The 12,912-nt window shown below is 34.2% G+C and carries 11 protein-coding genes; 8 read left to right on the forward strand and 3 right to left on the reverse strand.

Annotated elements, in window-relative coordinates; translation table 11 throughout:
• Window positions 1-51 precede the first annotated feature (51 nt).
• From K8344_RS02505 to K8344_RS02530, 6 genes are all read left to right on the forward strand, one after another.
• The gene (locus K8344_RS02505) at window positions 52-1,263 is read left to right on the forward strand and encodes a glycosyltransferase family 4 protein (protein ID WP_237606714.1); all 1,212 of its coding nucleotides are present in this window, start codon (window positions 52-54) and stop codon (window positions 1,261-1,263) included.
• Window positions 1,264-1,289: 26 nt separating this feature from the next.
• Entirely contained in the window at window positions 1,290-2,042 is a 753-nt protein-coding gene (locus tag K8344_RS02510) for a WecB/TagA/CpsF family glycosyltransferase (protein WP_237606715.1), read from the forward strand.
• Window positions 2,043-2,369: 327 nt separating this feature from the next.
• Window positions 2,370-3,614 (forward strand): O-antigen ligase family protein, encoded by a 1,245-nt coding sequence (locus K8344_RS02515; protein WP_237606716.1) that lies wholly within the window; start codon window positions 2,370-2,372, stop codon window positions 3,612-3,614.
• Window positions 3,615-3,734: 120 nt separating this feature from the next.
• A complete protein-coding gene (locus K8344_RS02520; protein ID WP_237606717.1) occupies window positions 3,735-5,048 on the forward strand; it encodes a UDP-glucose dehydrogenase family protein in 1,314 nt (437 codons plus the stop codon).
• 106 nt (window positions 5,049-5,154) lie between these two features.
• Entirely contained in the window at window positions 5,155-6,144 is a 990-nt protein-coding gene (locus K8344_RS02525; RefSeq protein ID WP_237606718.1) for a UDP-glucuronic acid decarboxylase family protein, read from the forward strand.
• Between the two features lie 2 nt (window positions 6,145-6,146).
• A complete protein-coding gene (locus K8344_RS02530; RefSeq protein ID WP_237606719.1) occupies window positions 6,147-7,499 on the forward strand; it encodes an exopolysaccharide biosynthesis polyprenyl glycosylphosphotransferase in 1,353 nt (450 codons plus the stop codon).
• Here the strand turns inward: K8344_RS02530 and K8344_RS14220 are convergent.
• Window positions 7,496-8,659, reverse strand: a complete 1,164-nt coding sequence (locus K8344_RS14220) for a glycosyltransferase family 4 protein (RefSeq protein WP_237606720.1) — start codon at window positions 8,657-8,659, stop codon at window positions 7,496-7,498. The two genes, K8344_RS02530 and K8344_RS14220, sit on opposite strands and share 4 nt — an antisense overlap.
• Before the next feature lie 12 nt (window positions 8,660-8,671).
• Entirely contained in the window at window positions 8,672-9,982 is a 1,311-nt protein-coding gene (locus K8344_RS02540) for a phenylacetate--CoA ligase family protein (RefSeq protein WP_237606721.1), read from the reverse strand.
• A gap of 208 nt (window positions 9,983-10,190) precedes the next feature.
• Between K8344_RS02540 and purD the strand changes: the two genes are divergently transcribed.
• Complete coding sequence (gene purD / locus K8344_RS02545; protein ID WP_237606722.1) at window positions 10,191-11,462, forward strand: phosphoribosylamine--glycine ligase; 1,272 nt, start codon at window positions 10,191-10,193, stop codon at window positions 11,460-11,462.
• Window positions 11,463-11,503: 41 nt separating this feature from the next.
• Here the strand turns inward: purD and K8344_RS02550 are convergent, their stop codons facing one another.
• Entirely contained in the window at window positions 11,504-11,731 is a 228-nt protein-coding gene (locus tag K8344_RS02550) for a DUF6341 family protein (RefSeq protein ID WP_338144579.1), read from the reverse strand.
• Between the two features lie 40 nt (window positions 11,732-11,771).
• Between K8344_RS02550 and K8344_RS02555 the strand changes: the two genes are divergently transcribed.
• Window positions 11,772-12,725 (forward strand): DUF6427 family protein, encoded by a 954-nt coding sequence (locus K8344_RS02555; RefSeq protein WP_237606723.1) that lies wholly within the window; start codon window positions 11,772-11,774, stop codon window positions 12,723-12,725.
• Window positions 12,726-12,912 lie beyond the last annotated feature (187 nt).

Raw genomic sequence — 12,912 nt, forward strand, 5'->3', positions numbered from 1 at the left:
CAAAAATACAACTTTGAATTTCATTAAATATTTTGGATCAATAATAATTATATGAAGGTATTACATATTCTTTACCAATCGCTACCACAGGTATCAGGATCCAGTATTAGAAGTAGAGACACACTTATGTCTCAAAAAAACATAGGATTAGATGTTGTTGCTATCACTTCAGACTTTCAAGGGAGTGTTGATGGAGGTAAAGAAGATATAATTAATGGAATTCGATATATCCGCACCACTTCGAGAAAAGAAACTGTAATAACAGACAATAAAAAGGGGGTTTTAGTTCAGCTTAAAAAGTTATTTTCGATAGTTTCATTTTCCTATAAACTCTTCAATTGTGTAAAAAGAGAAAAACCTGATGTGCTCCATGCACACGCTATGTTCTATTGTGGTATTCCAGCAATTCTCATCGGGAAATTAAAAAAAATTCCTGTGGTTTATGAATTTAGGTCCCTTTGGATGTTTCAGAATAAAACAACTAAAAAAACCAAATTAGATCTTCTTGTTGAAAATTTTCTAGTTTCTCTGGAAACATTTACCCTTAAACAAGTAGATGCAGCTGTATTTTTAAACGATGATTTAAGAACTTACTTTGAGTCGAAAGGAAATAAATTCAAGAATAGCTATGTAGTTAACAATGCTGTAAACTTAGCGCATATAGAGGAACTTACTAGTAAAAACGCTCAATCAGAGAATCGTAAAGAGTTAGTTTTTGGGTATATAGGAACATTAACAGCCTATGAAGGCATCGAATTTTTAGTAGAATGTTTTCAGGAATTAAACGATTTAGGAATAAAAAATAAACTGTTGATTTATGGGGATGGGATTAGCAGAGAAGCAATAATAGATGTAATTAACAGTCGCCCAGATATTGATACAATTAAATATTTGGGAAAAGTTAGCCCAAATGATATTCCCCAAGCGTTCTCCGGAATTGATGTTGTTGTTAATCCACGTTTAAATAATGACGTAACACAATCTGTCACTCCCCTAAAACCTTTAGAGGCTATGGCATATAAAAAGCTATTCATAGGAAGTGATGTAGGAGGGATACTTGCATTAATCTCACCAAATAAGAATGGATTTATTTTTAAATCAGAAAATAAAGAGAGCCTAAAAAATATTATTAAAAGAATTTTACAGCTTTCAGATGATGAAAAATCTCAGGTTTTAGAAAATGCTCTTATGTTTGTACAACAGGAAAAGAGTTGGCAAAAGAATGCGCTTATGTACGAAAAATTATATAACTCTCTTTTGTAATTATAAATAGAATAATCCGCCTCAAAGTGATACAAAACACCCATCAAAAAGTAGCTATATGTGGTTTAAGCATTGATAATTTATCCATGCAAGAAACTATCGACCTTGTAAATAACGCAATTGAAAACCAAGGCGATATTACTTTGACTGATATTAATGCGGGAAAAATCATTCAAATTCGTGAAGACGCTCAACTTAAAAGCTATGTAGATCAAAGCGATATTATTCAGGCAGATGGACAAGCAGTAATTTGGGCTTCTCAATTACTAAATAAGCCACTAAAAGAACGTGTGGCAGGTGTGGATCTAGTTGAGAAACTTATAGAACAAGCCCATAAAAACGGACATAAAGTTTTCTTTTTTGGTGCACGGGAAGAAGTGGTTAAAGAAGTAGTAAACAAGTTTGTTTCAAAATATAGCGAGAACATTCTTGCAGGCTATAGAAATGGATATTTTAAACATAATGAGACTCCTTCCATTGCTAAACAGATTGCAGACAGTGGCGCTAATCTGTTGTTTGTAGCTATAACATCTCCTATACAGGAACAATTTTTAATCGAGAACAAAGAAATTTTAAAATCTGTAAATTTCAAGATGGGCGTAGGCGGTAGTTTCGACGTGTTTGCAGGGAAAACGAAAAGAGCTCCTATTTGGATGCAAAACGCAGGACTCGAGTGGTTTTACCGTTTTTTACAGGAACCAAAACGTATGTGGAAACGCTACTTGGTAGGAAACTCAAAATTTATCCTTTTGGTGCTGAAAGAACGATTTTCAAGGTAATTTTTTGTCATTCATTATACATCTCAAATCTAAAATCTCATTTCTATCGTCTAATACCTAATATCTCCCAAGACTTTCCTATCTTCCCCTAAATTTTTTAAAAATATACAGTGTCTCATTAAAATACCTTAAAGAAATATTTGTTTCAATTATCGTACACTTTTAGCGAATTAATAAAAAGTTTGACAGCATGCTCTTGAAATTATGATTTATGCGTAACACTTTAATTTTATAAAAAACTATAGTAATTTAACGAGCAGGTTGTTATAATTTTAGTCGTACAATGTACGTCATTGTTAGACATTAATAAAAAACACAAAATACACAATGAGGATTCTGCTTTCTGCCATATACCCATTTGCCTTTTTGCTGCTATACCTCATTATCCCTTTTGATAATTATATAAGGGTACTTCCAAACATTTTAGTAGCAGTTTTAGTTATTGCTTTTCCATTTGTAGTTAAGAAAGATGATTTTAAGAAGCTTAAATCACTTCCTATTCTTGCGTTTTTTGGATTAATAGTCTATCTGCTAATCAACTCGTACTTTGCAGGTCGATTTGAGGAAGACATTACTGTGATTAATAAAGTAATGGTTGCCTTAGGGTTGGCGGTACTATATATTCCCGTGTCCGATATGAATCCGTCTTCTGGATGGGCTGGAAAAATTAACAGCGCCATCATTTTTTCGGCTTTGGCGGCTATCATCTTTTCAGTATATAACTTTGTTTTAATTACTGATGCCACGGGAAGCTTCTCCTTAGGGGAATCTCCTCAAGTAGTAGAGTCGCTGTTGATAGACAGGTTGTATTTAGGCATGCTAAGTACATTCAGTATATTAATCTCTTTTCAAGCAATTAAAAAGAAATATCACCCTAACAATAATTACTATTTAGCCAACATATTGATTAATGCAATTTTCATCGTATTAATGGCTTCCAAAATAGCAATGGTGACCTTGTTTCTATTATTGTTGGTAAGGCAGTTTTATGGGCAGCGTAAAATTTGGAAAGTTGCTATTGCACTCGGTGCTATGGCAGCAGTAGTAGTGCTGTTTTTTATAATAAAGAGTGACACCGATTTCGAAACTAGTATTAAAGAAAGTAAAAATAATCCGCCGGCATTTATTGAAAACTCCCTTACCTACGAGCTTAGAGCGGTAGTTTGGGGTTGTGCTCAACAAATTATAAATGAAGATGAGGTTCCGTTTAACGGAATAGGGTTTTATAATACTAAAGAAAAGCTTGTGGCTTGCTATGATTCACAAATTTTAAATCCCGAAAAACGCAAACGCTTTACTACAAAACGTTACAATACACATAATCAGTTTTTGGACTTTTATTTAAGTGCGGGCTTTATTGCGTTGTTATTGTTTTTAGCCTTTATATGCTTTAGCTTTTTAAGCTTTAGAAAACAATTCTTTCCCACGGCAATGCTTACAATTTTGGTAGTGTATTGTATGGTCGAAAATGTATTTCACAGGCAGATTGGAGCCTATTATCTAGGGTATATTATTATAGCTTTAACATCAAGTGCTAATCACCTTAAAAACAACAAAGCAAAAATCGAATAAAAAGATTTGCAAATAGTATTTTTGCAAATTAATAAATCTAAAAAAATACCGTTTTCAATATCCTTAAGCACTTTTTTAAATTAAAAGCGTTTAGGGTAAATAACAACGGAAGGAATAAATATGAGAATTTCAGTAATAGGAACAGGATATGTTGGTTTAGTAACAGGAACTTGTCTTGCCGAAACAGGTAATGAAGTTATCTGTGTAGATATCGACGAGGCTAAGGTAGAAAGAATGCGCAATGGTGAAGTGCCTATTTATGAACCCCACCTAGAACTTCTTTTTGAAAGAAACATTAAAGCAAATCGATTAAAGTTTACAACTTCACTAGATGAAGGGTTAGCTCACGCCGAAATTGTTTTTCTAGCATTACCAACACCTGAAAATGAAGATGGAGCTGCAGATTTGTCGTATGTATTAAATGTAGTCGAACAAATAGGAAAAAAAATCACCGATTATAAAGTAATTGTAGATAAGAGTACTGTACCAGTAGGAACTGCTGAAAAAGTACACGCTATAATCGCAAAACATGCTCCTTGTGAGTTTGATGTAGTGTCTAACCCTGAGTTTTTACGAGAAGGTTTTGCTGTTGACGATTTTATGAAACCAGAACGTATTATTATAGGTTCTAGCAGTGAAAGAGCTACCGCCTTAATGAAACGACTTTACAGCCCTTTTGTGCGCTCAGGCAATCCAATAATTGTTATGGACGAAAAATCTGCAGAGCTTACAAAATATGCGTCTAATGCTTTTTTAGCTACTAAGATTACCTTTATGAATGAAATCGCAAATTATTGCGAAAAAGTAGGTGCAGATGTAGATAAAGTTCGTGCTGGAATGGGTACCGACAGCCGTATTGGAAAGCGATTTTTATTCCCTGGAATAGGATACGGTGGATCTTGTTTTCCTAAGGATGTAAAAGCGCTAAAAAAGGCTGGATCAGATGAAAATTACAACTTTAAAATTCTGAATTCAGTTTTAGAAATCAATTCAGATCAAAAAATAATTTTGCTCCCAAAAATCGAGAAGTTCTTTAACAACGATTTAAAGGGAAAGACCATTGCAGTATGGGGCTTAGCTTTTAAACCAGAAACAGACGATATTCGCGAAGCACCATCTATCGATATGATGAATGGCTTGTTGGAATTAAATGCGAAACTTCAGGTGTTTGATCCGGAAGCAATGCCTAACATCAAAAAACGCTTTGGAGATAAATTACATTATTCAGAATCGATGTACGAAGCACTCGAAGGGGCAGATGCACTTTTAATTTGTACAGAATGGAGTATTTTCCGTACTCCTGATTATTCTAGATTAAAAAATGCACTGAATAATCCTGTAATTTTCGACGGAAGAAACCTTTATAATGTAAGCGATATGGAAGCAGAAGGGTTTACTTATGTTTCAATTGGTAGAAAAGCAGTGAACTTATGATGTGCCTAATATTGAATTATAAAATAATGGAAAATGTAAGATGGGACAATCTATCCCTATGCAGCGTGAAATCGAAGCATTACTTTTTCTCAAATAAATTATTCAGATGAAAAAGCGCGTGCTTATAACAGGTGCTGCCGGATTTTTAGGCTCACATCTATGTGATAAATTTATTGACGAAGACTTCCACGTTATCGCCATGGATAATCTTATTACTGGTGATCTAAAAAACCTGGAACATCTCTTTAAACTTGAAGACTTCGAGTTTTACCATCACGATGTTACAAAGTTTGTGCACGTACCTGGAAAAGTAGATTATATTCTTCATTTCGCCTCTCCTGCTAGTCCGATAGACTACTTAAAAATCCCGATCCAAACTTTAAAAGTTGGTTCGTTAGGGACTCATAACCTTTTGGGATTAGCAAAAGAGAAAAAAGCTAGAATATTAATAGCATCGACTTCTGAAGTTTATGGCGACCCATTGGTTCATCCACAATCGGAAGAATATTATGGCAATGTAAATACCATTGGTCCTCGCGGAGTTTATGACGAAGCAAAAAGATTTCAGGAATCATTAACTATGGCGTATCACCGATTCCATGGTTTAGAAACGCGAATTGCTAGAATTTTTAATACATATGGCCCAAGAATGCGATTGAACGACGGTCGTGTTATTCCTGCTTTTATAGGTCAAGCGCTGCGTGGAGAAGACCTAACCGTATTTGGGGATGGATTACAAACACGTTCGTTTTGTTATGTAGACGATCAAGTTGAAGGCTTATACCGCCTCCTGCTTAGCGATTATGCGTTTCCTGTAAACATTGGGAATCCTGAAGAAATTACAATTCTTGATTTCGCAAAAGAAATTATAAAACTGACGAACACAAGTCAAAAGATTGTGTTTAAACCTTTGCCTCAAGACGATCCTTTACAGCGTGAGCCAAATATTTCTAAAGCGAAAGAAGTGCTAGCGTGGGAACCAAAAGTCTCACGGGCAGAAGGTATGCGAATAACATTTGAATATTTTAAAAATTTATCACCAGAGGAACTCTTTAAAAGCGAACACAAAGATTTTTCAAAACACAATAGAGGGTAAGTATGTTTAAAAGCGGACGATATTCTGGATTTATAAGGCCTATTTCATACGGACTAGATCTTGTGTTACTCTATTTTTTGGCTTTCGAGTTTTTCAATAATAGCATTCCGCTATTTAATTTTATTATTTACCTAACCTTCGCTTGGATTTTACTTTCGCTACGATCAGGATTTTATGAGATCTATCGTTTTACTCATATGTCAAAAATTATGTCTTTGCTAGGTAAGCAAGGGATAATTTTGGCGTTAATCGTATTTTCCTTCTTTGGGTTTTATAATGATATAGAAGTTTCAGCATCGCTTATTTTCAAATATATAGTTGTTGTAATGCTAAGCATATCAACAGTGAAGTTTGGAATATATTTTCTTCTAAAAAAATACCGACTTTATTTAGGCGGAAACGTTCGAAAGGTGGTGATTATCGGTCTTAACCAAAAAACAGATCAGCTGAGAAAGTTTTTTAACGAAAATCCAGTATACGGGTATCAACTAGTTAAAACATTTGATTTAAAAGGACCCAATAAAACTTCTATAGAAGAATGTATGGATTACATTCTTAAAGAAAATATCGACGAGGTGTATTCTTCGGTTGCAGAAATAGGGAATAAGGATTTAATAAAGCTAATAGATTTTGTAGATAACAACCTTAAAATCTTAAAGTTTCTTCCCGATAATAAGGAGATTTATACTAAAAAACTTGACTTTACGTATTACGGAGTGCTTCCAATACTTTCTATGCGAAAAATCCCGATGGATGAACCGTTTAATAAGTTTATAAAACGAGGTTTTGATATAGTACTCTCAATTTTGGTAATTGTAGGAATTCTTTCGTGGCTTACACCACTTTTAGGCTTGTTTATAAAACTGGAGTCGAAGGGGCCGGTGTTTTTTAAACAGAAAAGAAACGGTTTGGATTACAAAGAATTTTACTGTTATAAGTTCCGCTCGATGAAACCAAACCCCATGGCCGATTTACACCAAATTAAAAAAGGGGATGAGAGAGTTACGCGAGTAGGGCGAATAATTAGAAAAACGAGTGTGGATGAACTGCCACAGTTTATCAATGTTTTAAAAGGTGAAATGTCTGTTGTGGGGCCAAGACCGCATATGGTGAGCCATACACATATGTATGCAGAGCGTATTGACAAATTTATGGTTCGCCATTTTATTAAACCAGGAATTACAGGCTTAGCACAGGTAAGCGGATTTAGAGGAGAGGTAGAGACTGAAAGTGATATTGTAAATCGTGTGAAATACGATATTTTTTACCTTGAAAATTGGAGCTTATTCTTGGATATAAAAATTGTATTTCAAACAGTTTACAATGCCCTAAAAGGAGAAGAAAAAGCATATTAAACAGTTTCAATAGCACTTATAAATGCCTTGAATTGTTTTTCAAAATTAAATACTGAAACTGCAATATTCTGAACTTTTTCTTTTGGATATGTATATAATTCGTTTTCTGAAACAGTATTGATAAACTCCTGAAGTTTCTTTGTGTTATTCACAGGAATTACCCATCCCAAAGATTCTTTTGCTATAATTTTTCCTCCTTCACCTCCTGCAAAATAAAGTATAGGAAGTCCTAAGCGTGTATATTCAAATATTTTTGAAGGTACAGACCCATATATTCTATTTACCAACGGAACAAAGGCTAGGTCGTATTTTTTTAGCTCTGTATGTAGCACCGCTCTATCGACTTCCCCATAGAAGTAAACGTTTTTAGATTGTAACGATTTCAGCCTTTCTGCATCGGGTCCTGCTCCATAGATATGAAAACTTACATTTTGTGGAAAAGTGATTTTTTCACAGATTTCAAAAATTCCTTGAGCCACGCCTAACAAACCGGCATATACAATTTTCACCTCCTTAGAACTAGCTCGATCATTGATTTTCGGCACTTTAAAATTTGGAATATTTCGATATAGAAAAAGTGGCTTTTTATCTTCCAGTTTTGAAATATGGTGGAGGATTTCTTCAGACTGACCTACAATTAAGTCGGATTTTTTGTAACAATAACGCTCCATTTTTAAAAGTATCGTATAATAAAACCCCTTGTTTAAAATACCCATTTCCAAACCTGCCAATGGCCAGAGGTCTGATACGTTTAGAATGATCTTTTTTGAAAATATTTTCCCCAAACAAACTGCTGTAAACCCAATAAATACTGGAGAATATTGAATAAAAATTGTTTTTGGAGTTTTTCTAAAAATAAAAAACACCGCTAGGCTCAATGAAAATGAAAGCATTGAAAGCAACCGAATAAACTTATTCGTAGAATTACTTGGCCAAGTCCACAAACGTGAAACTTCCCCGAAGGTGGTTTTTTCTGATATTGACAATTTCCCGCGATAACCTTCAAAAATTTCTCCGCTGGGATAGTTAGGTAAAGGACAAATTACTTTAACCTTATATCCTGCTTTTCCTAAGTTCTCTGCAATGCTATGCATGCGGTTTGCCGCAGCTCCTTTTTCGGGTGGAAAATAGTTTGTTATTAAGAGAATTTCTTTTTGCACACTACCGAATAATTATTGGTTAACCATAGAAACGAATTGCTTCAGTTTTCCACTTGCCGTTCTATCTAATTGCTCTCTTCTATTAAAATGAAAACTCAATCCTTTTTCTAAATACTGCTCAAGGGTTTTTGTTATTATCTGAATTTTTTTGGGGGTTAAAGTATCATCGCTCACATAATTTATTTCAAAAGTATCTTTCTTTAATTGGGTCACTTTAAATTCTTTTATGTTTCCACTTTCTTCCATAATCTTCTTGGTGATTACGTAAAAAGTCATGCCAGCTGCTTTTTTCCCACTTGGAAGTATCGCAAAATCATTAGTTCTCCCCAACAACTTTTTTAAAATGGGCTTTTTCGGAGTGCTTTTCTCACTTAATGCTCCATAGTCGCCAATTTCATATCTTATAAAAGGATGCGCTTTATTATGTAATGAAGTGATAACAATTTTTCCCTCTTCACCTAAAGGTACGGGGTTGTTATTGTTATCCAAAATCTCCATAAAAAGTGTTTTGGAATCTACTTCCCACTCATCATCTATATTGGTGAAAGCTATTACGCCCACTTCTGAACAGCCGTATTCATTAACAACGGGAATGCCTAACTGAGTTTGAAGTAATGTTTTATCGGCCTCAAAAAGCATTTCAGACGTAACAATACAGACTTTTAAAGTTGGGCAAACATCTTTTAATATTATGTTTTGAGCCTTTAAATATTTTGCAAATAGAACAATGCTACTAGTGTAACCATTTATATAATCAAAAGGTTTCTGCGTATATACTTCTAGCATTTTATCTAAAGCTTTTTCAGAAAGGTCAAGAACTGAAAATCGATGGCGCTTGGCTAGAAAGTCTTTTAGTTGAACCGTTTTATTTTCAATGGTATCTAAGGGAATTCCGTAATACCGTGCTTGCAGCGACGTGTTGAAGTCTATTCCGTACCATCCAAACCGTTCCATGTGGTAAGCCCATGTAATAGCGTGGCTATATTTGTCTTTTGCAAAGCGCATCGGATTACCACTCGAACCTGAAGTTTTGTTTGTATAAATGTTTTTTTCTGAAAAACCTTTGGAAAGCCTCTGTTGTAAAGGAATTTGAAAATCAGTTTTTTTCATAATTGGAAGTGATTCCCAATTTTTAAAATCTCCATTCACCAAATCTCGATAAAAATTATTGTGCAATAAGTGATGCTTTACGATTTCAGTTTTTTTGTTGTTCAAAAAACGCTCGTAGTTTGCTTCTTCTATTTTAGAAGTTTGAACCAATTCCTCCTTGGCTTTCTTTATAGGAAAACGTTTAAGAAAAAGTGAAATATCAAAAAGTCTCAAATGATTACTTTCAGTTTAAATCAAAAACAAATTATGAAAACTCAAAATTCGTTTTAAATAAATTAGTGGTTCAAGGTACAAACAATTATTTTTGACAGCTGGATTTAGGTACAATTTAAACCAAAAAGAGTTTTAAAATAACTAAATCAACTAAAATTAAAACTTACTGCAAGGTTTTGAAAACCTTGTAGGTATAAAAAATATATCTATGAATATTCTAATCCTTGGTTCTGGCGGTCGCGAACATACATTTGCTTATAAAATAGCACAAAGCTCTCGTTGTTCAAATCTATTTGTTGCACCTGGAAATGCAGGTACAGAGTCAATTGCAACAAATTTAGCAATAAATGTAAACGATTTTGAAGCCATAAAAAATTGTGTTGTTGAAAACAATATTGAAATGGTTGTGGTGGGTCCAGAAGATCCGTTAGTACAAGGAATAGCCGATTACTTTGCTGAAACTTCAGAATTGAAGGACGTTATGCTTATAGGGCCTTCTAAGCGCGGCGCTTTGTTGGAAGGAAGTAAACAGCGCGCAAAAGAGTTTATGATGCAGCATAACATCCCTACGGCAGCTTACGAGAGCTTTACTGTAGAATCCCTAGAGGCTGGAAAAATATTTTTAGAACAATTAAACCCTCCTTATGTTTTAAAAGCCGATGGATTGGCAGCAGGAAAAGGTGTTTTAATTCTTAACGATTTAGACGAAGCAAAGCAAGAGCTTGAAAATATGCTTACCCATAGTAAGTTTGGTGAAGCTAGCTCTAAAGTTGTTATTGAAGAGTTTTTAGATGGAATTGAACTAAGCGTTTTTGTATTAACAGATGGCAAAAATTATAAAGTTTTGCCTACTGCTAAAGATTACAAACGTATAGGCGAAGGGGATACAGGCTTAAATACTGGTGGAATGGGAGCAATCTCTCCAGTGCCATTTGTAGATGAGGAATTGATGAACAAGATAGAAGATCGCATTGTAAAACCAACGGTTAATGGTCTAAGCGAAGAAAACATAGACTATAAAGGCTTTGTTTTTATCGGGTTAATTAAGGTAAATAACGAACCGTATGTAATAGAATACAACGTTAGAATGGGAGACCCTGAAACTGAAGTTGTTCTTCCGCGAATTAAAACAGATCTTATAGATATATTGGAAGCTACATATCGTCAAAAGCTTGATACTATAGATATTGAAATAGATAAAAGAGCGGCTACGACTGTGATGCTTGTTTCGGGTGGATATCCTGAGGCTTACGATAAAGGAAAGGAAATTTCAGGATTGGAAAATATAGAAGACTCAATCGTATTTCACGCTGGAACTAAATCTGATGCAGGAAAAGTACTTACTAATGGAGGACGTGTAATAGCAATTACTTCCATGGATAATGACTTCAGAAAAGCGCTAAAAAAATCCTATCAAAACATAGCTAAACTAAGTTTCGATAGGATGAATTATCGTAGAGATATTGGGTTTGATCTTTAATCCAATATCTCTAAAAATATTGGATTAAAAATAAACCTCAATTATACTGTTTCTTCGTAAGTATGTGTGTCGTCAGTGTTTTCGTCGTATTTTTTCAATTGAATTAGCCAGTATACAAAAGCTACCGAACCAATTGCAAGAAATATCCAAGACATAATATTAGCGCCCCACCAAGTTTGTAATTCAAAGTCGCGCATACCATCTAGTGGATTCAATAAAACGGTTTCAAAAAAGGAAGCAATTCCTTCCCAAATATCTTTCAAGGCCATATCTTTAAACTTTTAGAAAGCAAAAATATAAAAAAACCCTATGTTAACAAGCTTTTTCGGGAAATCTAATCCTATAAACTATTTAATACTCTCTGTGTTTATTGTATTTGGATATTTATTGGGTTTATTTTCTGAATCGAAGATAGACTTAAGCTCTACTTCGCTATTTCGGCATTTCTTATTTATAGCATTAAGTGTGTTTAGCATGTTATTGTTTGATTTTATCATCCGAAAAAATCACCTCACAAAAACCAACACTTTTGCGATTTTATTTTTCTCGTGCTTTATGGTGATGCTTCCTGTTGTTTTTCTTAATCACGAAATACTCCTTGCTAATTTGTTTAACTTATTAGCATTACGCAGGATTATGAGTCTTCGAAGTGATACTAATTCTGAAAAGAAAATTCTAGACTCAAGTTTTTGGATTACCGTAGCATCTTTGTATTATTTTTGGAGCCTTTTGTTTATGGTTCCTTTGTATATAGGTCTTATCCAGAAGCCAAACATTAATTATAAGCAAATGCTGATACCTTTTGTTGGCTTTTTTGCTGTCGTAGTTTTGAATACTACCTATCAATTGCTAATAAACGATTCATTTGCTTGGTTTTTTAGCTGGAGGGATGATATAAGCTTAGACTTTTCAAATTACAATTCGGCATCTATACTAGTACCAGTAACGGTATTATTAGCTTTCTATATATGGGCAGGGATTTCTAGAATAGTTAAAATTGCGAGCATACCTTCTAAAAGTAAACCGAATTATCTGTTACTGTTTTACGTGAGTTTGGTGAGTATTGGGGTAGCACTTTTAGGTCCAGAAAAAACAGGAGCTGAAGTTTTATTTATTATGGCTCCACTCGCTATAATAGCAGCCAATTATATCGAAAACTTTGGCGCAAAAGGTTTTGTGAAAGAAGATGTTATCGAATATAGATTTAAGGAAACCCTGCTTTGGATGGTTGTTTTATTACCCTTCGTATTTATGTTTTTATGATGGCTAGCTATACAACAACGACTGGATGTTAAATTAATTTATACCTAAAAGCATGATAGGATGCTAAGGCTCATTTTCTAAATCCTAAGGCAAAATTTGATACATTTGTATTTTAGGTAAAAACCTGTGATGGTATAAATCTCGGCTACGCCCAATATACTCGGTGTCTGAGCATAGAAGATGATAG

The sequence above is a fragment of the Aequorivita xiaoshiensis genome, from assembly GCF_022008395.1.
In the GTDB taxonomy this organism is placed as follows: Bacteria; Bacteroidota; Bacteroidia; order Flavobacteriales; family Flavobacteriaceae; genus Aequorivita; species Aequorivita xiaoshiensis.